The sequence below is a fragment of the uncultured Winogradskyella sp. genome (assembly GCF_947498005.1).
GTDB lineage: Bacteria > Bacteroidota > Bacteroidia > Flavobacteriales > Flavobacteriaceae > Winogradskyella.
In genome coordinates, this window is sequence record NZ_CANMIW010000005.1 from 257,336 (window position 1) to 281,826 (window position 24,491).

The following is a 24,491-nucleotide window of genomic DNA, read 5'->3' on the forward strand; positions in this document are numbered from 1 at the left end:
TCGCTCATTCTTCGCTCTGTCGAAAAGAGTTTAAGTTACTCCTCAACTTCTTTTTCTTGAATAACGACTTTGTCCTTTTTGAAAATTGGAACTAAATAAGAAAGATTAAAACCATATCCACCACCAAAAGCACTACTGTCGTACGTTCTGTTGTATCCTGGAATATAAAGGTTTTCATAATTATTTATTTCCTTATCACTAATTAATATTTTAAGTTGAAGATTAATACCAGCATAAAAGTTATTAAAAAGTTCTGTTTTTAAACCTATTTGAAACTCTGTCCAAAGTGCTGTTAAACCAGTGAATTCTTGCCCTTCTGTAATTGAATATTGTTCATCCCAATATTGGTTGTATACATTGTAAACTGTAAAATTATTTAAAGTTTGACTAAAAGTACTTGCGCCAACTCTAATTCCGGCAAAAATCATGTTCTCCATGTCTAACCAGTTTTTGTAGAAATTAATATCAATTCCACCTTTAAAATAACTCCCTTTAGTAGTATTATTTAAGTAATCGGTTTCTAATGTTTTTTCTTCATTCCCAAGTTCTCCTGCGATATAAATTTGTTTAGATAGCCTATAATCGCCCATAATTTCAAAACCAGTATAGCTGTCATCAAAGTAGGTTCGTCCTAATTTACTGATATCAGCACCAAGTCTTAGACCATATTTTTGTTTGTAAACTAAGGTGTCATTTATAGTTTTTTTATCTTCTTGAGCAAAAGCCATTGCAGAAAACAACAGCAATATTATTGCACTTCTAATGATAGATGCGTACATGTGTTGTGTTTTCATTTTCAACAGAGTTTTCAATACTGTCTTCGATTATTATATTAGCAATCCAAGGATTATCATCCAAAATTCTAGCCACATTTAATTGCGTAAAAATTGTTTTATAACCACATGCTCTAGAAACGTAACTAAAATCAATTTGATACGTAATTTCTAGAATATCAATATTAGACTCTGTATTAACATCTTCGTCTAATCTAAAGCTCGTATCCTTTTCTAAAATATAGCGAGATGTTACAAAGTTGTTTCCTAATTCATCTGAGATCCTTAAAGGTAATGCTACAATACTCGTATTAGTGTCAAAGACATATAAATCGTCATCTTCAAAATCTACTACAATACTATCAGAAGACGCTGTTGGTTGGGTAACCTCTCCATTTTCATCTACTACCAATCCTTCACCATAAACGGTAAGTCTGGGAACATCTTTTGTTTCTGTCGTATCCAGATTGTCGTAAAACTCTATTACTAATCTTGGTGTTGTAGTTGTAGATGCTGCGCAAATATCATCTCGCTCACAATTGATAAGCGAGATAGCAATACACAGTACAAAGTATTTTATCTTTTTCATTAATATTTTTCAAATAATACAACCGTTTCAATGTGCGCAGTATGTGGAAATTGGTCAATTAAACTCAATTTTTTAATAGTATAACCTGCCTCCGTTAATTGCTCAGTATCTCTAGCCTGAGTTGCAGGATTACAAGATACATAAACCAAACGTTCTGCTTTTAGGTTTATTATTTTTTTAAGAGTTTTTGGCGCAATACCAGCTCTTGCAGGATCTAAGATAATTGTTCTTATTTTATTGGTGTATTCTGGGTGTTCGGTTAAGAATTTACCAACATCTGCTGCATAAAATTTTAGGCCCTCTATATTATTGCGTTTTGCATTTTCTTTTGCATCTTCAATAGCCGCAGCAACAATATCTACACCAACTATTTTAGTGTTTTCGGCTTTGTTAGCTATAATTTGCCCAATAGTCCCAGTGCCACAGAATAAATCTAAAACAACCGTGTTATCAACAGCTTCTTTGTTTTCTAGAGCATAATCAACAACTTTAGTATAGAGTTTCTCAGCACATTTTGGGTTGGTTTGAAAAAAGCTCTTCATGCTAATTTCAAAATTTAAGTCTAATAATTCTTCTACAATTTTGTCATCGCCATAAACCAAAGAAATGCTTCCGGTAGTTGCAATAGTTCTATCTCCTGTTTCGTCATTTATGGTATGCAATAAACCTGCAACTCGGTCGCCAAATAATTCAACTAAATAATTAGCAAATTTATCTAAATCAAATTTTGGTAAATCATAAGATGTGGTTACCAAATTGAATAATAGCTGATTGGTTTTAAAAGATTTTCTAACTACAAAATATCTAAAGAAACCTTCCCTTTTTGGTGGATGCCAAGGTGGTAACCCTGTATTTACGCAGTAAGTTTTAATCTCTTTAAGTTGATTTTCAAATTCGGCATCAAATAAACCAGAATCTTTCTTAAGGTCATCGCCACACCACCAAGTACCACGTTTTTTAAAACCTAATGTGAATTCGTCGACATCGGTTTTTTTCTCATGGTTATATCCAATAGAAGAAAAACCATATTCCATTTTATTTCTATAATGGAAGGTGTTTGGAGAGGTTACAAATTCATCAAATTTATCTTCAATATCTGCAACTTTACCAATTCGTTTAAACAGTTCTAAAGTACTTTGCTGCTTGTATTGGTGTTGTTTTTCAATAGGTAAATTAATATAAGGTGCGCCAGGAATACTTTGGTAAGGCATATCAATTTCATCCTCAGAAGGTTTTAAAACCTCAAAAAGTTTGCCTTCGGCATATTTTTTACTACTCTTTTTAATTTGTGTTTTTACTAACTGACCAGGTAATGTATTCGGTACAAAAACAACAAATTCGCCATGCTCATTTCTAATACGACCAATGCCTTTACCACCAAACGCATAATCTTCTATTAGGATGTCTATAATCTGTCCACGTTTTACAAATTTGTTTCGTTCTCTTCTTGGCATTTCTTAATATTAATTAAGCTGCAAAGATAGGTGCAATTTTGCGAATAGTAAAGTTGAAAATGATGCTAATACATCTGAGTTTTATACAAATAAAAAACGGCTCAGATTTCTCTAAGCCGTTTTAGTTAATTAAGGGTGAAAAATTAGTTCTTATTAAATTTTTCCAAGATTTTTCCCATTTGTTTTCCTGCTGCTTCTCTGCCACCAAGTCCAAATGACAATACTACGGTAAGTGCTACGGTTCCTAATGTTATACCGAAAGCTAGGTTTACAATTTCGTCTGCAATGCCCATAGAACGTAGGCCTATTGCTAAGAATATAGCAATAATGCTAATTTTTACAATAGAGACAACAAACGGATTGTTTTTACTGTTTAAAGCCTTAGTAAATAGATTAGAAATAATTAAACCTAAGCCAATGATTACTATTCCAAATAGTATCTTACCAGCATAAGCTAAAACGGTATCGATTATTTCCGTAAGTTGTGTGAATTCTAATTTTTCGAAAGCCGTAAGCATTCCAAATACAACAATCAGAGCATAAGCAATGTTAGATATCAGTTTAGCTACGCTTTTGGTGCCAACATATTCCGTCATATTCATTTTTGCAACCAAGCCATCTACATTAAGACTTTGTAGTAATTCTTTTAAAAGTTGTGCTACAAAGCGTCCTACAAATACAAACACTAAAATGATAATTGCTGCAACAATTATTCTAGGGATAGCTTCAAAAAATGCGCTTAACATAGTTGTTGCTGGTTCGGAAATGGCTTTCATATCTAAAATATGAAACGCTGAGATTAATAAAGGAATAAATATGAATATAAATACAACCTTCTTTAAAATTGATACCACATTGATGTTTTCTGGTAACCTTAATTTTGGTGTGAATTTCTGAATGGTATCTCCAGATAATTCTACTAATTCTGAGACTATAGTCGCTAGCATATAGCCAATATATGCGACTAAACCTGCACCAATAATGTTGGGAATGTAATTTGTAAATCCATTTAATAGGTTTTTAATTGGATCTAGCACGTCTGTTAAACCTAGTTTTCCTAAAGCCAACATAAATACAAATATCATTACTAAGAAGTAAAGAAGTTTACCGATAAAAGAGGATAGCTTTAATTTTGAGTTTTTAAGCTGGTCATCTACACCAGTTTTTTTAATAAGTTTTGTTGTCATACGTTTTACAAAACCAGCAATAAACCAGCCGATAATTAGTATTAAAATAGCTGCAATTACACCAGAAAGGTTTTCACCAAATGATGCCGTAAATTTGTTAAATAAATCTGCTAAATAGTCCATGGATAATTAAAGTTGAATAGTTAATATTATATAATTGAGACACTTATTATTTTAAAAAGACACATTAATCTAATTTATTAGGTAAATATGGATTCGGTTTTTATGGTCGCTGAAAAGATTTCTAAATAAAAATGAACCTTTTCTAAAATCTTTCGTCTTTAAGATATGAGAGTAATAAATATACATACCAGACAAATTAATGAGCCAAAAGAAAATGTGTCTAAATTGTTTGAAACATTAGCAACTTCTAATGATTTAATTTGGCCTTATGAGAACTGGCCTGCAATTCGTTTTAAAAATGGAATAAGTATTGGAAGCAAAGGTGGACACGGAACTATTAGATATACAATTCTAGACTATAGCGCAGACGATTTTATTAAATTTGAGTTTTCTAAACCCGAAGGATTTGCAGGCACACATGAATTTAGAATTAAAGCTACAAACAATACTTCAACAGAAATTAGTCATGAGATAACAACAGTTACTACCTTTAAAACAGCATTGCTATGGGTTTTTGTAATACGATGGCTTCATGATGCTTTAATAGAAGATGCTTTTGATAAAGTGGAAAATTATTTTTCAGGTAATAGCAAGAAAACTGAATATAATTTATGGGTTAAGTTGTTGAGAGAAATCTATAAACGTAAGGCTAATACAACCAAAACAGCATAATTGAAAACCGACCAAAGTATAGATAAAAAATTAGTTGAAGCTTATAAAAGTGGAGACAAAAGAGCATTGGCAGCTTTGGTAAAGCGATGGCATAAATTGTTTTGTGATAAAGCTTATTGGTTAGTTAAGGATAAAGAGGCAGCTAAAGACATTGCACAAGACAGCTGGACCATTATAATTAATAAAATCGAAACTTTAAAGGACCCAAAACAATTCAAATTTTGGGCCTATAGAATAGTCTGTAATAAGGCAACAGATTGGTTGAGGTTACAATCAAAAAATCAAAAACAAACGGTTAGGAATAATTTTGAAACTAAAACTGAAGACAACGTTTATTCTGAGAATGAACAGTTAAAACTTAAATTATCTAAAGCTATAAATGAATTACCAAATGCTCAGAAAATAGTAATAGAGCTATTTTATATTGAAAGTTGTACTTTAAATCAGATTAGCAACTTGTTAAATATCTCTATCGGAACAGCTAAATCAAGACTGTTTCATGCTAGAGAAAAATTAAAAAAAGAATTACAAGATAAAAAATAACATATTCTCGAATTCAAGAGAACTAAAAAATAAATTTTAAGATGAAAACTAAAATAGAAGAAATAGATCAATTAATAAAAGAGACATTAACTGAAGAAGAAGCAAAATTCTATGATGATCTGGAGGAGCAAAGTGTATTCGCTATGATTGCAGGTTTATATAAAGGTAAAAACTTATGGTTTACTGTCGTAATGCATATTGTAAATTTAGTAGCATTGGGATTTTTAATTTACTCTGCCATGCAGGCGTTTAAGACAGAATCAACCAAAGAGCTTATACTTTGGACTTCAGGATTTTTTGTTTGTTTTGCTACAATGTGCATGATAAAAATATATGCTTGGTTACAAATCCATAGAAATGCATTACAACGAGAATTAAAACGTTTAGAATTACAAGTATCTTCGCTGTCATCAAAAATTTCGGAGGAGGTTTAATTTAAAAAAGATTCTTTGTAAATTGCAGCCTCTAGGGATGATTTCTTTCCCACGCTGAATTTTCGGATACTTCGAAAGGATAAAGGTAGATAAGGAACTCGCATAGCGAGATTTAATTATTAATGTTTGCATTGTATAACAATGTTAAACGATGCCTTCTAAAGAGGCATAAACCTTAAATTATTTTTAAAATGGCTGTTATAGACCAAGTAACATCGCAAGAAGCGATAGAATTAGAAAACAAGTATGGTGCTCACAATTACCATCCATTACCTGTAGTTTTGAGTAGAGGAGAAGGTGTCTTTGTTTGGGATGTAGAAGGAAAGAAATATTACGATTTTCTTTCTGCATATTCTGCTGTAAACCAAGGACATTGTCATCCAAAAATTGTTGCTGCAATGACTTCGCAAGCACAAACTTTAACCTTAACATCAAGAGCTTTTTATAATGATATGTTAGGGAAATATGAAAAGTACGCAACTGAAACTTTTCATTTTGACAAACTGTTACCAATGAATACAGGAGCAGAAGCTGTAGAAACAGCTTTAAAACTCTGTAGAAAATGGGCTTATGAAGTAAAAGGAATTGATGAGAATGAAGCCGAAATTGTAGTTTGTGAAAATAACTTCCATGGAAGAACAACAACTATTATTTCTTTTAGTAATGACCCTGTTGCTCGCAAAAACTTTGGACCATATACTAATGGATTCATTAAAATTGAATATGATAATCTTGAAGTATTAGAAGAGACATTAAAGAATAATGCTAATGTTGCTGGTTTCTTAGTAGAACCTATTCAAGGTGAAGCTGGTGTTTATGTGCCAAGCGAAGGATATTTATCTAAAGCAAAAGCACTATGTGAAAAATATAATGTTTTATTTATTGCAGATGAAGTACAGACAGGAATAGCAAGAACAGGTCGTTTGTTAGCAACATGCGGTAATTGCAATTGTTCTGATAAACACTGCTCTGGCGAACCAGAAGTGAAACCAGATGTATTAATCTTAGGTAAAGCATTATCTGGAGGTGCTTATCCGGTTTCTGCTGTTTTAGCAAACAACAATGTGATGGATGTTATAAAACCAGGAAATCACGGTAGTACATTTGGAGGAAATCCTATTGCAGCAGCTGTCGGTATTGCGGCTTTAGATGTTGTAAGAGATGAAGACTTAGCTAATAATGCTGAAGAATTAGGGCAACTATTTAGGAGTGAATTATCTAAATTTATTGAAACAAGTCCTATCGTAAACGCAGTAAGAGGAAAAGGGTTGTTAAACGCTATTTTAATTAATGATACAGAAGAAAGCGATACCGCTTGGAATATCTGTTTGAAATTAAGAGATAACGGTTTATTAGCAAAACCAACGCATGGCAACATTATCCGTTTCGCGCCACCTTTGGTAATGACTAAAGAACAATTGTTAGATTGTGTTTCAATTATAACAAAGACTTTAAGGGAATTTGAATAATAATTTCGTTAAAATTAAAGATAAAAAAAAGCGATTTTCATTTAAGAAAATCGCTTTTTTGATGTTATAAATAAATTTTATTTATTCTCCAGCATCTTCCATCCCTTGTTGGTAGCCTTCCATAAATTCATTCATCATTTCTTGTCTAGCTTCCCATCCTCCAGTAGAAAGATCGTAAATATTATAGATTAATGTTATAGCACAAATAATAGTAACAACTAAAGCAACAGTTTTAGCTGTAGTCATTGCCTTTACGCTTGTTGGTTCATAATCATCAGGACTAATACTAGCTTTTTTTAATCCGCTCTGTGCTATAAAAAAAGCAGGAGCAGAAAGCAATATACCAAGGCCACCAAAGCAGCAGCATAATAGGCCAATTATTGATAAAACGTATACGACTGCAGTATTTAATTTTTGTTGTTCCATGGTTAAATTTTATTTAAATATAGTTTGATTAGATAACTTCCAACGATTATAATAACATTAGACATCGCTAATATAAATATAATTTTATTGCTGTTTTTAAAATTCTTAAAACTGTTTACAATTAGAAATCCAAAAAAGCCCAATAATGTGTAGATTGCAGGATACATAAAAAAAGCATCAATTAATTTACCTTCCAAGATTAAAGCGATAGAGCGTTGAATACCACAACCCATGCACTCATAACCAAAAATTTTTTTGTTTAAGCAAGGAATCATGTAGTCTTCAAGACCGTTAATCAATATTAGCATAGCGCTAAATTAAGATTTTACTAAATACTTTTACAAATGAATTTATTATTTTTCTAAAGTGTACTTTTGTGTTTTAATTTTTTAATTATGAATATTTCTAGAACAGTAAATTTAATTTGCATTGTAGTTGGTGGCTTAATTGCATTCTATGCAAATGCAGAAGAAGAGCAAAATCTATATTTATTAATTGGTGGTATTGCCTTATTGATGTTTGGTATTTATAGAACTTCAAGAAATATTCCTAGCAAAAATGATAAACCAGAAGAATCTTTTATAAAAACTGAGAAGGAAGATGAAGTTTAAAATTGGCGATTCGGTTGAAACTATAGACGACGATATTTCAGGAACTGTAACTAAGATTTCTGAAAACACTATTACAGTTGAAGATAATAATGGTTTTGATTTTCAGTTTGAAGCTAACGAACTCATTATCAGAGCAGCTGGTAATTCTTTAAAAAGTGCTGTTTACAATGCAGACTTTGAGGCTGTTAAAAAAGAAAAAGCATTTAAAAAAAGAAAACAAACACTAACGGTTAAACCAAAAGAACGACATGCACCAAAGTTTGAGGTTGATTTACATATTCATCATTTAACTAAATCGTCTAGAGGCATGACTAACTATGACATGCTAAATCTTCAATTAGATACTGCAAGAGGACAACTAGAGTTTGCAATTCGTAAACGAATCCCAAAAATTGTATTTATACATGGTGTTGGCGAAGGCGTACTTCGTCAAGAATTAGAAACCTTATTTAGCCGTTATAATAACGTAAAATTTTATGATGCTGACTATAAAACTTATGGATTAGGTGCAACTGAAGTTAGAATATTACAAAATATAGCGCCTTAATCATCATCTGTTTCCGGTTCGACAGTAATGATATAAGAAATATCAAAATCTCCATAATCTATATACGTAGAATTGATAATGTCAAATCCTGCATTTTCAATTATGAAACTAGTAGTCACTGTACTTGTGTAAGTACTCACTATAAAACCAGAGTCATCAAATTCTTCTTGCGCAGAAATGTGATTATATAAGTAACGATAAATATCTATGTCATTTTCATCCGCAACAATATTTACCTGTGCTCTAGGGTTTTGATTTACAGAAAAATCTTCTAGACGAGTAGGTACACCATCATTATCGTCGTCGTCGTCTAAATAATCTAATGTACCATCACCATCAGTATCTAGCCCATTGGTTAACGGATCATCATCACCATCAGCATTTAAAATATCAATTTCTTGTGAAGTTCTTACATTATCGTTGTCATCATCGTCGTCTTTGTAATCTGGTAAGCCATCACCATCCCAATCTTGTGGATCATCAATTCCGCCAGGTCCATACTCATCTTCACTTGGTATACCATCTCCATCATCATCAATAATTGTTGAAGTGGCATAAACCGTTCCGCTGTCTGCTTCGTAATCATCAATTACACTTAAATCACCAGGTGGAATATCATCACATAATTCATCGTCTTCTATAGATCTGTTATATGACCTTAGTATAAAGCGCGTTTCGCCTCCTTCTACAATAGTGAATTCTGCCGACGTAGCTGTTGTAAAAATTAATTCATTTTCTTCATCCTTATTTATTATTAATAATAACGCTTCACTAGGACTTTCACGAGTGTCATATAACAAATATGAGTTAACTGCATTATCACAACGTTCTAATTCACCTTCAAACTCGAGGTCAATTGTTAAAATATCGCCATCATCACAAGCGACTAAAAAAGCGAAACAAAAAAGGAAATAAAAACGACGGATCATAGATTCAATTTTAAACAAAAATAAAGGATTTGTAAAATTATAACGCTCCATTATCTAAATAATTTTATTTACAATATTTTTGTGAAATGAAACACGTTTATTTAGATAATGCGGCAACCACAGCAATTCGTAAAGAAGTTATAGAACGTATGACTATAGTATTACAAGAAAACTATGGTAATGCGTCGTCTACTCACAGTTTTGGACGCTCATCTAAAGCTCTTTTAGAACAATGTAGAAAGAATATTGCATCTTATTTTAATGTTTCTGCTTCAGAAATAGTTTTTACATCTGGTGGAACTGAAGCGGATAATTTAGCTTTACGCAGTGCTGTTAGAGATTTAGGTTATACTGAAATTATAACCTCTAAAATAGAGCATCATGCGGTTTTGCATACTGCGGAACAGCTGCAAAAAGAATATAATGTAAAGCTTACTTATGTAAACGTTGACCAATGTGGACAAGTTGACTATGCGCATTTAGAACAATTATTAAAATCTAGTGATAAAGCAATAGTTAGTTTAATGCATATTAACAACGAAATAGGAAATATCTTAGATATAAAGAAAGTAGCTGATTTATGTAAATCGAATAATGCATTGTTTCATACAGACACTGTTCAATCTATTGGTCATTATAAAATTGACCTACAAGCTATACCTATAGATTTTTTGGCTGCTAGCGCGCATAAATTTCATGGACCTAAAGGTGTTGGTTTTTGTTTTATTAGAAAAGAATCTGGTCTTAAACCATTAATTTTTGGCGGCGAACAGGAGAGAGGTTATAGAGCAGGTACGGAGTCTATTCATAATATTGTTGGTTTAGATGAAGCTTTAAAGATTGCTTACTCTAATCTTGAAGATGATAAAAAGTATGTTTCAGGTTTAAAGACTTACTTCATAGCGCAACTAAAAAACGAGATTCCAGAAGCAAGTTTTAATGGTCGTTGTGAAGATAATACTAACAGTACCTACACATTAGTTAATGTCTGTTTACCAATAGCTGCAGAAAAAACAGCAATGTTACAATTTCAGCTCGATTTAAAAGGAATTGCTTGTTCTAAAGGAAGTGCTTGCCAAAGTGGTAGTAGCCAACAATCTCACGTATTGACTGAAATACTATCAGAAAATAAACTGAAGCAACCATCTGTGCGTTTCTCTTTTAGTATTTACAATACAAAAGACGAATTAGATTATGTAATAAGTGTATTAAAAGCGTTTGTTAATTCTTAACAATAATTTTTTGTGATTTTACAGTTGAAGAATTTGTGGTCACTTTTACAACATACACACCATCACTGATCGCAGCTGTAGATACACTATAAAGTTCTGAAACCGCATTATATGGTAAATTATAAATACGTTTACCTGCGACATCAAATATCTCAATAGTTTTAATATCTAATGCATTAGGATTTAAAACTGAAAGCTCATTATTATCATTGTTTTGACGTATGGTTAAAGACGTAGCCTCAAAATCTTCAATACCTAAGGTACTGTTTGTTGTAAATACAATTTCAAAACGATTTGTGTAGTTTCCAGGTTCAATATTTAGTTCATAATCTACATTTCTTAAATTAATGTATGTGTCATTTTCATTATCATGAATATAAATACCTTGAGATTCGTCAAAATTTTGAACATCGAAAATTCTGAATCTTAATGGTTGTTGTTCTTCAATATCAATTACAAATGGGATTGTTAACTCTTGAGCAAATGGGTAAGCCAAACCAGAATAGACATCATTTTCTTGTTCAAAATAAGCATCTGAACTTAAATTTTGAGAACGATGTAATTCTAAACCTCTATCATGTCCAAAGGTTGCCGTATCATGAAAATTCAATAAGAGTTGACGTGTGTATTGTGCTTCATTGACACTAAAATCAACATTTAGTCGAAACCTTTTATAATCATTAGGAACTATGGAAAGTCCATTTTCTTGATATTGAATCCCAGTATTTGGAGTTGTTTCAGTAGCATTATTATCGTTAGTATTACTACTTCTAAAAAAGTAACTATCTGTACCAATTTTTTCAAAAACACGATGCGTATTTTTTACAGATACAGTATTTGTAGTTGCACCAGCTTGTCCTTCAACCATGAAACCTTGTCCAATTGGTATATAACGACGTGCTTGTTTAGTGCCACCTGGAGGTCCAGGAGGTATTCCGGTAGAAATTCCTTGAGAATTATAAGTTTCGAATTGAGCAAATGTATTAGATACTATTGTGCCAGCTGCATTGATGGTAAACTCATGATAACCACCAATATAATCTGCAACGTAATGTGAATTAATATATCCTGCTTGTTCCCAATAAAAAAGTGTACCAACGATTTCGTTTACATTATCAGCGTCATGAATAAAAGCTGCAGAGTCTATAGCACTTGGATAAGGATTACCAACCAATGTAAATTCGCCAACTGCAATAGGATTAGACATGGTTCCATTGTTTGGTTTTCCTCTAAAATCATATTCTTGATTATTAGAAACACCTGTACCGTTTCCTTTCATTGTAAATCCTAAACCAGGAGCAATAGCGCCTGCGTCTCCAACAAAAAACCAATCTGAATAAAGACTAGAAGTTTGGTACGTCCATAGCCACCTTGTAGAAATTGTTAATGGACTTGCGCTACCATCGTAGCCTGTTGTAAATAATGCTGGTGTTGAGTTTTCGAGATCAATAACATCATTAAGTAGGGCGACTCTAGCATCTTCATTTCCATTTGCTAGAGAGGTATTACCTACTGGAGAACACCAATAATTATAACTCCATTGGTTAGCTGTACCAGTTTGGTAAACACTTAGCTCTCCCAATCCAGAATTACCTGTAGTACCTGTTCCTTGAATTAGTTGAGATTCATCTCTTAAATAAATTTTTGCGGTTGATTCTTCTAAATTAACATCATCGTTAACAAAGAGTACTTCATCAGAAACAAATACATAAGCATTGTTTCGTACGCTTAGTTGAGCGAATGAAAAAGAAAAACACAGTATTGCGCATGCAAATAAAGAAAGTTTCATATTCTTAAATTTTTGCACTTGTGTTTAGTAGGGTAACCAAAAGTGAATTAAATAGTTACAAATTTAAACATTTTATAGTTGAATTAATGTTCGGTCATCGGTAATATTGGTATTTCCACTAAAAATAAGATTGGTTTTTCTAATTCAACAAGAAAAAATTAGAATCGGGCAGATAATCTTAAATTAAAAACGCGAGGCGTTAAATAGTTTGGAATTGCATATTGCCCTTTGCTATACACGTCTCTTACCCAAGTATTTGTTATGGAATTTTGGTTATTAAACATGTTGTAAATTTCAAAACCAATAGACAATTCTTTTACCGACTTTTTCCATTTGGCCTTGTACTTGCTTTCTGGGTTAACAATTTGGTATGAAATTCCTAAATCTGCACGTCTATAATCTCTAAGTCTAAGTTGGTAAACGTAGGGATCGGCATAACTAGGCGAACCTCCAGGAACACCAGTATTATAAACTAAATTAAGGTACATTTTTAGATCAGGCATATTGGGTACATAATCTTGAAAAAGTACACCAAATTTTAAACGTTGGTCTGTTGGTCTTGCAATGTAACCACGATCGTCAATGTTTTCTTCTGTTTTTAGATAACCAAAACTAAACCATGACTCAGTACCAGGAACAAATTCTCCATTTAGTCTTAAATCTAAACCATAAGCATACGCTTTTGCATTGTTTTTTGCTGCATACCGAATTCTCACATTTTCTAATGTGTAAGGATTAACGTCACTCATACCTTTATAATAGGCTTCTACTACCAATTTAAATGGTCGTTTCCAAAGTTGAAAACTTTGCTCATTACCAAGTACCACATGAAATGATTTTTGAGCCTTAACATCTGGTTGTACAGTTCCTACAGAATCTCTTAACTCTCTGTAAAAAGGCGGTTGATGGTATAAACCACCTGCAACTCTAAAAAGCACATCTTTTTCCCAGTTAGGCTTAATTGCAAATTGAGCTCTTGGACTAAATACAGTGTGGGATTTAGTTTCAACATCTTCGCCAGAAACGGACCAACTATGAGTTCTTACACCTGCATTATAAAAGACTTCGTGTCCATTCCAATCCGTTTTTTTACTGTACTGACCAAAAGCTTGAAATCTATTTATGGTTATTCGGTTTAAAGCTCTTACTTCTTCAAAGGCTGTTAATGGTCCTGAGAAAGATTCATAAGGTTGGTAATTTGGTTCGCTAAAACGTGGAGGTCTTATAGAGAAACCAGCAGAGTCAATAACTTCATATTCTACAAGTCTATCTCTAATATCTTCATTGGTATATTTTACAGACCACTCAATAGTACTTTCTTCATCAATTTTATAATCGCCTCTGTGTTCTGCATTTATAATAAAAGCATCTAAATCATTACGAGCATGTGTTAATTGAGAACCAATACCTTCACTAAATTCTACTTCGCCTAAATTTTCGTCGCCAATACTAGTATTAACTTGACCTAATCGATACTGTGCTAATATGTCAAAATATTCTTGTTCCGTAGTGTGATATGCTGATGCAATTAATTTTAAAGTTAGGTCTTCATTTACAAAATAGTTAGCCTTTAATGCTCCAAACGCTGTTTGGTATTGATCTTTTTCTTGACCTTCATAGAAAACCAAAAGCGCTACTGGGTCTTGAAGTGTACCAAAATTTGTTTGTCTGTTTTCTGGTTGAAAATTGTACTTGTTTAAAGAAAGATTCCCTAAAAAGTTTAAGTGAAATTTACTCGAAAAACGATAGGTTAAATAGGTTTGAGCATCTGCAAAAACAGGTTCAACATTGCCTTCAGTCTCTAAGCTGTTGAGCAGTAAACTATTATCTCTGTAGCGTACACCTGCGATACCTGAAAACTTTCCATCCTTGGAAACGGTTTCTGCTGCGATACTTCCGCCAAGTAAACTTAAATCTGCCCTTATCCCAAAATCAACTGGGTTACGATATGTAATATCTAGTACGGAAGATAATTTATCTCCATATTTAGCTTGAAAACCACCAGCTGAAAAATCTACATTCTGCACTAAATCTGTATTCACAAAGCTTAAACCTTCTTGATTTCCAGATCTAATAAGAAAAGGTCTGTAAACTTCAATTTCATTTACATAAACTAAATTTTCATCAAAATTCCCACCTCTAACAGAATACTGCGTACTTAACTCATTAGAAATATTAACGCCAGGTAATGTTTTTAAAATGTTCTCTACACCTGGTTGTGCGCCTTTTATGGTTCTTAGCGTTGCAGGATCAATTGACACAACGCCTTCCGTTGTTAATCTTGTATTACTATTAATAACAACGGTTGTAATCTGTTCAAATTCTACGAGCATAACAGGATTAAATTCTAACTCCTGTCCATTTTTTAAGTTGAAGGTTTGTTCTATTCGTTCATGAGATAAATGTGTGAAAACCACAGTAACTTCTTTACCATAAGGTATTTTTAATTCGTAGAATCCATTACTATTGGTCGCTGTACCTTCTCCAGTACTCGCTTTTATATTTACGTTTTCAATAGGTGTATTGGCTTCGTTTAAAATAACACCTCTTATGATTGAAGATTGCGCAAAGGATAGCAAACTAAATAGTAAGCTAATTAAAATAATAAAGTGTAAGCGTTTCAAATAGTTTGGTTTTATTTTCTGAAAAAGGTGGCTTCAAATGTAGAACTATTTCCTACATTATCTGTTACTATAATCTTTAATTCGTTCTTAGTACCTTTAACGATGTTATCATTAAAATCGTGTATTAAAGTTTTGGTTTTATAATCATATTCCATTAATATCCATTGGCCATTTACAGTTGCTCTGTATTTGCTAATACCAGATAAGTCATCTTCAATCTTCACTTTTAGATATCTGTATTTGCTTAACCACTTCTTATCTTGAAAATTAATTGGTTTTATGGTAGGGGAGATGGTATCCATAGCTAATGCAAACGTGCCAAATGTTTTACTTCTAGCACTTAGTACATTACCTTTTCTGGTAGTTTTAATGTAATTGGGTCTTTTATAGTAGCCGTATAACTTTGAAATAAAAATTTTATCCTGATGTTCTGATTTATACTTCGTTAAATCATAATTGATGTAAAAATTCTTTTGAAGTGGTATTTTATCTTCATGCAGAAAAAGCGTATCAGAATTGACTTCAAAATCTACAAATTCATCATCATATAAAGTGTTTTCATAAAAATTAACGGTAATTAATCCTGAAGTTAAGGTTGTCGATTGGTCACTATATATTAAGGTTTTATCAGATTCATCTATAAGACTGTCTTTTTTTACAACTAAGGGTTTACCTTCAATTGGCACAGTAACCCATGTTTCATTGTTATGATAATCTCTAATTCTTATTTTATAAACAGTTGCTGTACTGTCTTCTACAGATACATATCCATTGTCATGCACGTCTTTATATAAGCTTAACGGATTGTTTTGTTCTATAAATAACTTTTGAATTTTTGATTTTTTCGTTTTATAGTAATTGTAATCAACATAGCGTTTAATATGTTTGGTCTCTTCAAAACTAAATCGTTTAAAATCTACTTCAATACTTTTGTTGCCGTTAAATATGGTTTGAATATTACTAACACCGTTATTATTAGGAGCTAAATCTTGCTTATCGTAAGAAGTTACACCAAAACCAATGTCACCATAAGCCGTTATTTTTTCAACGGTATAATCTCCAGATTTTTGAGGAATTAATCGTAATTGAGTGCGTTCGTTTTTTCCGTTAATTGAAGCGTTTTCATCTTTAGGGTAGGCAAAAACTGCAGAAACATAAGGCTGTTTAGAATCCTTAACCTTCATGCCAAAAAGTAATGGATTTATTGGTCGCTCTTGGTTGTCTCTAATTTCGAAATGCAAATGAGGTCCACCAGAACTACCTGTATTTCCGGAGTATGCTATGACTTCGTTTGCGGCAACTAATAATTCTTCTGAATGTGGAAAAACTTCAACCTCATAACTTTCTTTATCGTATTGACATTGTTTTATATACTCCTCAAACCGGTCAGATAATTTTTTTAAATGACCATATACTGTTGTATAACCATTAGGGTGAGTGATATAAATAGCTTTACCATACCCAAAGTGCGAAATTTTAATTCGGCTTACATAGCCTTCTGCAGCGGTATATACTTTTAAACCTTGTTTACGCTGTGTTTTAATATCTAATCCGCCATGAAAATGCGAAGAACGTAACTCTGCAAACGTACCAGAAAGCACTAAAGGAATGTCTAATGGATGCCTAAAATAGTCTTGAGGATATTCAGATTGCCCATAAATAGAGCAAGAAAATAAGATAAAAAATAAGAGTGGTTTCATATATAAAACTAGAATAGCTAAAATATTAATTTGATAACGAAATACAAATGTTAAAAGTGTATTATTTTTAATACCGTGAGTTTTTACTTTAAAATTTTAATTTCATTTTTAATATTTCATAAATGTTATTTCATTTTTAATACTTATTAAAGCTTTTAATTTTAGTCTATTAGTTAAAGTATTAATCTTATAGACATTAGGTTTATAAAAAATAATCACAAAAGAATTGCGTTTTTTCATTTGGTATGTTAACTTTGTTTCAATAGTATTGAATTGCTTTAATGAGTAAAATAGAAGACATTGTTGATGCGTTAGAAAATAAAATCAGTAAGATTTTACATAAGCAGGAAGCATTAAAACAAACTAATGCACGGCTATCTAATGAAATAGAGCAGCAGCAATTAAAGCTTAAAGCGCAGCAAGAAGAAATTGCGGATTGGGCAGATAAGCATAATACGCTCAAAATGGCAAATTCAATGCTTGGTAGTGACGAAAATAAACGAGAAACGAAGCTCAAAATAAATGCACTTATAAGAGATATAGACCATTGTATAGGTCAACTCTCAGAATAAAGTTGTAAATTTAAATGATATGCCAGAACAATTAAAGATTAAACTTTCTATTGCGAATAGAGTTTATCCGTTAACGATAAATCCTAGTCAAGAAGAAGGTTTACGCAAGGCCACAAAAAAAATTGAGGCTATGATTGGGCAATTTGAGCAGAATTATTCTGTAAGAGATAAGCAAGATGTATTAGCCATGTGTGCTTTACAGTTTGCGGCTCAAGTAGAGCAAAAGTCAATAGATAAAGAGTATGTAAATGAAGAAGTTCAAGAGAAGTTAGAAGCTTTAAACGAACTATTAAATCAACATATTTAACTCGTACGTTCTTTAAAATAAAATAAGGTTACTGCCTATATTAGTTACATTTTTTGATAAACTCAACGATCAATTCTTTAAAAAGGGTGAGTTTAAGTTGTAAAATCGTGCTGTTAGTGCTGAACTCGTTTCAGTATCTTAGACAGATTTTTGATCATCTTGTTAGCCCTAAACTTGTTTTTAAGGAGTTTATACAAAACCGATAGCTGATATAGGCTTTTTTTATATACTAAACTAAACAATAAACAATGGACAGTAACACAATTATATATATAGTTGGAGGTGTAGTATTAGGCGTAATACTAGGATATATTATAGCAAAATCTTTAGAGAAAGGAAAAGCATCAAAGCTTATTTCTAATGCAGAAGCCGAATCTAAAACAATTTTAAAACAGGCTAAATCTGACGGAGAATCTATTAAAAAAGATAAAATTCTTCAGGCAAAGGAAAAATTTATTGAGTTAAAGGCAGAACACGAAAAAGTAATTTTATCTCGTGATAAAAAAATGGCTGAAGCCGAAAAACGTATTAGAGATAAAGAATCTCAAATCTCTAATGAACTTAATAAAGCAAAGAAATCTAATCAATCTTTAGAATCTAAAATAAAGGATTACGATTATAGAACTGAGTTTCTTGAGAAAAAACAAGACGAAGTTGAAAAGGCTCATAAGAGCCAAATAAAACAATTAGAAGTGATCTCTGCGTTATCTGCAGAAGAAGCTAAGTCTCAATTGGTAGAATCTTTAAAAGAAGAAGCTAAGACAGATGCCATGGCATTTGTACAAGATAGAGTAGAAGAAGCAAAACTTACCGCTCAGCAAGAAGCTAAAAAGATTATTATTAACACCATTCAGCGTATTGGTACAGAAGAAGCAGTAGATAATTGTGTATCTGTATTTAATATAGAATCTGATGATGTTAAAGGTCGTATTATCGGTAGAGAAGGTAGAAATATTAGAGCTATTGAAGCAGCAACTGGAGTAGAGATTATTGTAGATGATACACCTGAGGCGATTATTTTATCTTGTTTTGATTCTGTAAGACGAGAAATTGCACGTTTATCTTTACATAAGTTAGTGACGGATGGAAGAATACATCCTGCACGTATTGAAGAAGTTGTTAGAAAGACTGAAAAGCAAATAGAGCAAGAAATTATTGAGGTTGGAAAACGCACTGTGATTGACTTAGGAATTCATGGTTTGCATCCAGAATTAATTAAGATGGTTGGTCGTATGAAATACAGATCTTCTTACGGACAAAACTTATTGCAACACTCACGTGAAGTTGCAAAACTATGTGGTGTAATGGCTGCGGAGTTAGGTTTAAACCCGAAGCTAGCTAAAAGAGCAGGTTTGTTACATGATATCGGTAAAGTACCATCATCTGAAACAGATGTAGAAACACCTCACGCTATTTTAGGTATGCAATGGGCAGAGAAACATGGCGAAAAACCAGAAGTATGTAATGCTATTGGTGCTCACCACGATGAGATAGAAATGACGACATTGTTATCACCAATTATTCAGGTTTGTGATGCTATATCAGGAGCAAGACCAGGAGCAAGACGCCAAGTATTAGATTCTTACATACAACGTCTTAAAGATTTAGAAGATGTTGCTTTTGGATTTACAGGTGTTAAGAAAGCATACGCTATTCAAGCTGGTAGAGAATTACGTGTTATTGTAGAAAGTGAAAAAGTATCAGATGAGAAAGCCGCAAGCTTATCTTTTGAGATTTCTCAAAAAATACAAACAGATATGACGTATCCAGGACAAGTAAAAGTTACTGTAATAAGGGAAACAAGAGCAGTGAATATTGCTAAATAATTAAATCAAATTTTCATCAAAAAAGACTGTCAGTTTATGACAGTCTTTTTTTTATTGTAATGTGTAAAAAATTGTAAAACTCATTAATATTTCAGTTTACAGAGGGCGGAAAAGATTAAAGTTATTGTAATGATTTAATCGGATAAATCTTGTATTCTGTCAACTTTAAAGTAAAAATATGTTGGTTGACCTAGTAATTTAAATGAGAAACGTTAAATGATTATATTGCAGCTGTAAATTATTAGACCTAACCTTATAATAATGATTCACGTCTTGTTATTAGTAATTTATTAAGCCATCTATTGATCGATTGAAATATTAAGAAAAGGAAGTTTCAAACATCAATTTTAGAGTATTAAAATAATTATGAATAACATTGCAATTATTGGATCAGCTACTACAGGAACTGCTGTCGCTCAACAATTATCTCTTAACAAAAAGAACAACGTTTCTTTATTTGTGCGAAGTGAAAAACAAAGCAAACGCATTAATAAAAAAAATAGGAATAAAAAGTATTTTCAAAACTTTAGATTAAGTAAAAGAGTCAAATCAGAATTTGATTTTGAATTATTAAAGAATTTTGAAATTATAATTATTACCATTCCGACCAATCGATTTAACGATTATCACAAAATATTTTCAGAAAACATAGATAAGAATTCTCTTATTATCAATATGTCTCGAGGCTTACTTAAGGATGGGATGACTATACATGATCACTTCAAACTAAATCTAAAATTTGAAAAATTTATTAGTTTAAAAGGTCCCGTTTTTAATGTTGAAGTAATTAGAAATGCACCTACACTTTTAACGATGAGTTATACTGATCGAATGGATGTTGTTAAAGTGAAGGAGATTTTTAAAAATACTATTTTCCATTTCGATTTTACAACAGACAATAACGGAGTAGAATATTTAAGTGCTCTAAATAATATCTATGCCGTTTATATGGGTAATATTGATGGTAAATTTAACTCTAATAACACACGGTATTTTATACTAACACAATGTTTTAAAGAAATAAAAATTTTATTAAAATACCTTAAGTGTGATACGAGGACCGCAAATCTTGGTGCTGGCATAGGAGGCCTTTGTATAACTTCATTATCTGAATTAAGTAGAAATAGAACTTTAGGTTCTATTATAGGTAAAGGATTTTTCAATGTAGAAGATAATACAAGTAATGTTGTCTTAGAGGATATTAAAACATTAAAACTTTTAAATAATATTATTGAACCAAGTTTAATTAAAAGCTTACCAATTTTAAATACCCTTTTTAAGTTTTTCATATACAAAACTGCTAAAAAATTGAATGTAGATTTTTCAATGATACTGCAGAATAAGTTTAAAACCGTGTTAACCTATGGAACTTTTGACTTGCTTCATTATGGGCATTTAGAAATTTTAAAACGTGCAAAAGATTATGGTCACAAGCTTATCGTTGGTTTATCTACAGATGAATTTAATAAGGTAAAAGGCAAGACTTGTAAGTTTAATTACAACAAAAGAAAGCGCTATTTAGAATCTTTAGATTTTGTAGATCTCGTAATACCAGAAGATAATTGGGAACAAAAATCACAAGATGTCATTGAGCATAGAGTAGACTTCTTTGTTATGGGAGATGATTGGAAAGACAAATTTAATTATTTAGAGGAATTCTGTGATGTCATTTACCTACCTCGAACTAAAGGTGTCTCTACGTCTCAATTAAAACAATTACTTAATAATGGGTAGTATAAAAGATCTTCATAATGAGTTGTTGGACTTACTAAAAGCGTTAGATGATGTTTGTTCTAAACATAATTTAAAATACAGTTTGTTTGCTGGTACAATGATTGGCGCTATACGTCACAAAGGATTTATACCTTGGGATGATGATGCAGATGTTGTGTTTGAAAGAAGTGAGTATGATAAATTTCTTAAAGTAATTCCAGATGGTTTTGCGATTTCTAGTAATAATCTATGGGTAACACGATTTGTTTCAGTTGATAACCCAAAAATCTGTATTGATATTTTTGTTTTTGATAATATATCAAGTTCTAAGATTTCTCAAAAATTGCAACTATTTGGTTTAATGGCTATTCAAGGAACTTTAAAAGGCCAAGTAACCAAAGATAAAGGCGTATTTGGATTTGTTTTTACTGGAGTATTATATGTGATAGGATTAATATTTAGCAAAAGTATTAAACTAAAGGCTTATGATAAGCTTGCTACATTTTTTAAAAATAAGGATACTGATTATATGTTTTCATCTCTAGATAAGTTTGCCTACCTAGGAAAGATATTACCTAAATCAATATTAAAATCTTATTCTAAAGTTAATTTTGAAGGTGTAGAGTTAATGATATTAGATGGCTACGATTTATATCTAAATAAATTTTATGGCGATTATATGCAATTGCCACCGACTGAAATGCAGGTACCAGAACATGGTAATTTGCAACACATAAGTTAGGATAATTTCAGATTATTTATGTTTATTAAAAGTAATTGAAAATGCTGTTCCTTTACCTAAATCACTTTCAATTTCAATACGTCCTTGTAGTGCTTCGACTTGGGTTTTTGTGATATATAAACCAACTCCTCTGCTATCTTTTCTATCTGTACCATGAAATGTTTGGTACATTTCAAATATTTGACCCTTAAATTTATTGAGGTCAATACCAATACCATTATCAGATATAAGAATTTTTATGATATCCTTAGTATGTATAGATTGAATAATTATCTGCGAATTTTTTTTAGGATCAGAATACTTAATACCATTAGAAATTAGATTGTAAAAAATACTATCTAAATAAGAGGTATTAGATAGAATGACTTCATCCTTCCTTAAAGCATTATGAATTGTAACGCTATGTTTTTCGCATTCGGATTTTAAACTGTCTATGATTTTATTACAACAATTATGAAGGTAAACGCGCTCTTTTATTTGGCTGGTTTGAGCTTTAGATTTTATACTTATTATATCGTCTAAATCTACAATTGTCGTAGTTAATGAATTAGAAATTGTTTTTAAATGATCTATTAAATCGTCTCTTTCTTTTTCAGATTTGGCTTCATCATAGAATTCTAAAAGATTTCTAAAGTTACCTATATGCGTTTTTAAATTGTGTGAAACTATATGCGTAAAGCTATATAATCGCTTATTTTGGTTTGTAATTAACTGTAAGTTTTGGTTAAGCTTATCTTCAGTGTTTTTTAAGTTAGTAATATCTGTGTGAGTACCAATGATGCGAGAGGGTTTTCCTGTGTTATCACTCTCTATAACTTTTCCTTTATGTAATATCCATTTATAGCTTCCATTTTTACATTGAATTCTATATTCGTTTTCATAGAAATCAATTTCGCCTTTTATATGAGATTTAAAACCACTAAAATACGCTTCTTTGTCATCAGGATGAATTTTGTCATTCCAAGCTGTTGATGTGTTTTTAAGATCATCACTAGAGTAGCCAATAATTTCCTTAGATTCCTTTGAGTAAGTTACTTTGTTAGTTTTTACGTCCCAATCCCATATACCAACTTTAGAGATTTCTAAAGCAATTTGATGTTTTTGATCTTCAAAGGACTCGTTAGATAACTTGTTTTTCTCGTAAAATTTTGACTTGTAATTGGTTAGATTAAAATTAGAGAGTTTCATAGTTTATTTCTTTGTGATAAGACACTTTTATAAAGTATTTGTCACTGTTAAGTTAAGTAAAATAAAATTATTTTCTTGGATGAAATTTATTCAAAACTTCACTTAAATGAGAACGATCTACATGCATATATATTTCAGTTGTTGTAATACTTTCATGACCTAACATCATTTGTATAGCTCTTAAGTCTGCTCCGTTTTCTAATAAGTGCGTTGCAAAGGAATGCCTAAAGGTGTGAGGCGAAACTGTTTTTTTTAAACCGGTAATTTTTACCAATTTTTTTATAATGGTAAATATCATCGCTCGCGTTAGTTGTTTGCCTTTATAATTTAAGAAAAGTACATCTTTGGAACTCGTTTGAACGTCAATGTGATTTCTAATGCTAATCCATATATTAATGAATTTTTGAGTTGGAAGACCAATGGGTACAAAACGTTGTTTGTTACCTTTTCCTGTTACTTTAATAAAGCCTTCTTCAAAAAACAAATCAGAAATTTTTAATTCAATAAGTTCACTAACTCTTAAACCACAACTATATAATGTTTCAATGATAGCTCTATTTCGCTCACCAAGATTAACACCATTATATTGGTAACTAAGATCAATGGCATTAATTAAATTATCAATATCTTCTATTGATAGTGTATCAGGTAATTTTCGGCCAATTCTAGGTGATTCTATTAAATCTAATGGATTGGTGGTTCTGTAATTTTCAAAAATTAGATAATCAAAAAAATTTCGAAGACCAGAAATTAAACGTGCTTGAGATCTTGGATTTATAGATTTTGAAACCGAATATATAAAGTCTTTTACGATGCTGTTATCTATTGAAATAGGAGAGTCCTTTATGGCATGTTCTTCCAAAAATGAAACAAGCTTTTTAATATCATAGCTATAATTCTCAATTGAATTTTTAGATAATCCACGTTCAATTTGAAGATAATGTTTATAATCCGTAATGGCTTGTTTCCATTTCATAATTAAAGTTAAGAATAATAGAGTAGAAGTAACAAAATAACTATATTCAATTCTGTTTTATAAAG

At 31.5% G+C, this 24,491-nt stretch carries 24 protein-coding genes and 1 other RNA gene; 13 read left to right on the forward strand and 12 right to left on the reverse strand.

Annotated elements, in window-relative coordinates:
• Positions 1–35: 35 nt before the first annotated feature.
• The 4 genes from Q0891_RS11215 to Q0891_RS11230 form a co-directional block, all read right to left on the reverse strand.
• Complete coding sequence (locus tag Q0891_RS11215) at positions 36–794, reverse strand: DUF6048 family protein (RefSeq protein WP_299101632.1); 759 nt, start codon at positions 792–794, stop codon at positions 36–38.
• On the reverse strand, positions 760–1,362 hold the full coding sequence (locus tag Q0891_RS11220; protein WP_299101634.1) for a DUF6452 family protein: 603 nt from the start codon (positions 1,360–1,362) through the stop codon (positions 760–762). The genes Q0891_RS11215 and Q0891_RS11220 overlap by 35 nt, the downstream gene beginning before the upstream one ends.
• Entirely contained in the window at positions 1,362–2,816 is a 1,455-nt protein-coding gene (gene rlmD / locus Q0891_RS11225) for a 23S rRNA (uracil(1939)-C(5))-methyltransferase RlmD (protein WP_299101636.1), read from the reverse strand. Before rlmD ends, Q0891_RS11220 begins: the two co-directional genes overlap by 1 nt.
• A 143-nt stretch (positions 2,817–2,959) precedes the next feature.
• A complete protein-coding gene (locus Q0891_RS11230) occupies positions 2,960–4,126 on the reverse strand; it encodes a mechanosensitive ion channel (protein ID WP_299101638.1) in 1,167 nt (388 codons plus the stop codon).
• A 165-nt stretch (positions 4,127–4,291) separates the two neighbouring features.
• Between Q0891_RS11230 and Q0891_RS11235 the strand changes: the two genes are divergently transcribed.
• The 4 genes from Q0891_RS11235 to rocD all read left to right on the forward strand — a co-directional run bounded on the left by Q0891_RS11235 (position 4,292) and on the right by rocD (position 7,244).
• On the forward strand, positions 4,292–4,798 hold the full coding sequence (locus tag Q0891_RS11235) for a hypothetical protein (RefSeq protein ID WP_299101640.1): 507 nt from the start codon (positions 4,292–4,294) through the stop codon (positions 4,796–4,798).
• The gene (locus tag Q0891_RS11240) at positions 4,799–5,341 is read left to right on the forward strand and encodes a sigma-70 family RNA polymerase sigma factor (RefSeq protein WP_299101642.1); all 543 of its coding nucleotides are present in this window, start codon (positions 4,799–4,801) and stop codon (positions 5,339–5,341) included. It begins immediately after the preceding gene.
• A gap of 41 nt (positions 5,342–5,382) precedes the next feature.
• Positions 5,383–5,775, forward strand: a complete 393-nt coding sequence (locus Q0891_RS11245; RefSeq protein WP_299101644.1) for a DUF6768 family protein — start codon at positions 5,383–5,385, stop codon at positions 5,773–5,775.
• A gap of 191 nt (positions 5,776–5,966) precedes the next feature.
• Complete coding sequence (gene rocD / locus Q0891_RS11250; protein WP_299101646.1) at positions 5,967–7,244, forward strand: ornithine--oxo-acid transaminase; 1,278 nt, start codon at positions 5,967–5,969, stop codon at positions 7,242–7,244.
• An 81-nt stretch (positions 7,245–7,325) separates the two neighbouring features.
• Here rocD and Q0891_RS11255 read toward each other — a convergent pair whose 3' ends face one another.
• Together Q0891_RS11255 and Q0891_RS11260 are read right to left on the reverse strand one after the other, a co-directional pair.
• Positions 7,326–7,670: a CCC motif membrane protein gene (locus Q0891_RS11255; protein WP_299101648.1), complete on the reverse strand. Its 345-nt coding sequence runs from the start codon at positions 7,668–7,670 to the stop codon at positions 7,326–7,328.
• Positions 7,671–7,672: 2 nt separating this feature from the next.
• Positions 7,673–7,978, reverse strand: coding sequence for a DUF2752 domain-containing protein (locus Q0891_RS11260; RefSeq protein WP_299101650.1), 306 nt, complete (start codon positions 7,976–7,978; stop codon positions 7,673–7,675).
• Between the two features lie 87 nt (positions 7,979–8,065).
• On the opposite strand from Q0891_RS11260, the gene Q0891_RS11265 reads away from it, so the two are divergent.
• Together Q0891_RS11265 and Q0891_RS11270 are read left to right on the forward strand one after the other, a co-directional pair.
• A complete protein-coding gene (locus Q0891_RS11265) occupies positions 8,066–8,281 on the forward strand; it encodes a hypothetical protein (protein WP_299101651.1) in 216 nt (71 codons plus the stop codon).
• Positions 8,271–8,828 (forward strand): Smr/MutS family protein, encoded by a 558-nt coding sequence (locus tag Q0891_RS11270; RefSeq protein ID WP_299101653.1) that lies wholly within the window; start codon positions 8,271–8,273, stop codon positions 8,826–8,828. Before Q0891_RS11265 ends, Q0891_RS11270 begins: the two co-directional genes overlap by 11 nt.
• Here Q0891_RS11270 and Q0891_RS11275 read toward each other — a convergent pair.
• Positions 8,825–9,808, reverse strand: a complete 984-nt coding sequence (locus tag Q0891_RS11275) for a hypothetical protein (RefSeq protein ID WP_299101655.1) — start codon at positions 9,806–9,808, stop codon at positions 8,825–8,827. The genes Q0891_RS11270 and Q0891_RS11275 overlap by 4 nt on opposite strands.
• A 35-nt stretch (positions 9,809–9,843) precedes the next feature.
• Here Q0891_RS11275 and Q0891_RS11280 point away from each other — a divergent pair, with 35 nt between their 5' ends.
• On the forward strand, positions 9,844–10,989 hold the full coding sequence (locus tag Q0891_RS11280; protein ID WP_299101657.1) for a cysteine desulfurase family protein: 1,146 nt from the start codon (positions 9,844–9,846) through the stop codon (positions 10,987–10,989).
• On the opposite strand, the gene Q0891_RS11285 is transcribed toward Q0891_RS11280, so the two are convergent.
• The 3 genes from Q0891_RS11285 to Q0891_RS11295 form a co-directional block, all read right to left on the reverse strand.
• Positions 10,979–12,778: a T9SS type A sorting domain-containing protein gene (locus Q0891_RS11285; protein ID WP_299101659.1), complete on the reverse strand. Its 1,800-nt coding sequence runs from the start codon at positions 12,776–12,778 to the stop codon at positions 10,979–10,981. The two genes, Q0891_RS11280 and Q0891_RS11285, sit on opposite strands and share 11 nt — an antisense overlap.
• Before the next feature lie 158 nt (positions 12,779–12,936).
• A complete protein-coding gene (locus Q0891_RS11290; RefSeq protein WP_299101661.1) occupies positions 12,937–15,402 on the reverse strand; it encodes a carboxypeptidase-like regulatory domain-containing protein in 2,466 nt (821 codons plus the stop codon).
• Positions 15,403–15,413: 11 nt separating this feature from the next.
• Positions 15,414–17,102, reverse strand: coding sequence for a M23 family metallopeptidase (locus Q0891_RS11295; RefSeq protein WP_299101663.1), 1,689 nt, complete (start codon positions 17,100–17,102; stop codon positions 15,414–15,416).
• A gap of 281 nt (positions 17,103–17,383) precedes the next feature.
• On the opposite strand from Q0891_RS11295, the gene Q0891_RS11300 reads away from it, so the two are divergent.
• From Q0891_RS11300 to Q0891_RS11330, 6 genes are all read left to right on the forward strand, one after another.
• Positions 17,384–17,674 carry a hypothetical protein gene (locus tag Q0891_RS11300; protein WP_299101665.1) on the forward strand — a complete coding sequence of 97 codons (291 nt, stop codon included), beginning with the start codon at positions 17,384–17,386 and terminating at the stop codon, positions 17,672–17,674.
• Between the two features lie 19 nt (positions 17,675–17,693).
• A complete protein-coding gene (locus Q0891_RS11305; protein WP_186846899.1) occupies positions 17,694–17,981 on the forward strand; it encodes a cell division protein ZapA in 288 nt (95 codons plus the stop codon).
• Between the two features lie 60 nt (positions 17,982–18,041).
• Positions 18,042–18,172: non-coding RNA, 6S RNA (gene ssrS, locus Q0891_RS11310), on the forward strand.
• 57 nt (positions 18,173–18,229) lie between these two features.
• Positions 18,230–19,807, forward strand: coding sequence for a ribonuclease Y (rny, locus tag Q0891_RS11315; RefSeq protein WP_299101666.1), 1,578 nt, complete (start codon positions 18,230–18,232; stop codon positions 19,805–19,807).
• A 366-nt stretch (positions 19,808–20,173) separates the two neighbouring features.
• Positions 20,174–21,541: a glycerol-3-phosphate cytidylyltransferase gene (gene tagD, locus Q0891_RS11320; RefSeq protein ID WP_367179569.1), complete on the forward strand. Its 1,368-nt coding sequence runs from the start codon at positions 20,174–20,176 to the stop codon at positions 21,539–21,541.
• Positions 21,534–22,262, forward strand: a complete 729-nt coding sequence (locus Q0891_RS11330; protein WP_299101668.1) for a LicD family protein — start codon at positions 21,534–21,536, stop codon at positions 22,260–22,262. Before tagD ends, Q0891_RS11330 begins: the two co-directional genes overlap by 8 nt.
• A gap of 12 nt (positions 22,263–22,274) precedes the next feature.
• On the opposite strand, the gene Q0891_RS11335 is transcribed toward Q0891_RS11330, so the two are convergent.
• Together Q0891_RS11335 and xerA are read right to left on the reverse strand one after the other, a co-directional pair.
• Positions 22,275–23,450, reverse strand: a complete 1,176-nt coding sequence (locus tag Q0891_RS11335; protein ID WP_299101670.1) for a PAS domain-containing sensor histidine kinase — start codon at positions 23,448–23,450, stop codon at positions 22,275–22,277.
• A 67-nt stretch (positions 23,451–23,517) separates the two neighbouring features.
• The gene (gene xerA / locus Q0891_RS11340; RefSeq protein WP_299101672.1) at positions 23,518–24,426 is read right to left on the reverse strand and encodes a site-specific tyrosine recombinase/integron integrase; all 909 of its coding nucleotides are present in this window, start codon (positions 24,424–24,426) and stop codon (positions 23,518–23,520) included.
• Between the last annotated feature and the right edge of the window lie 65 nt (positions 24,427–24,491).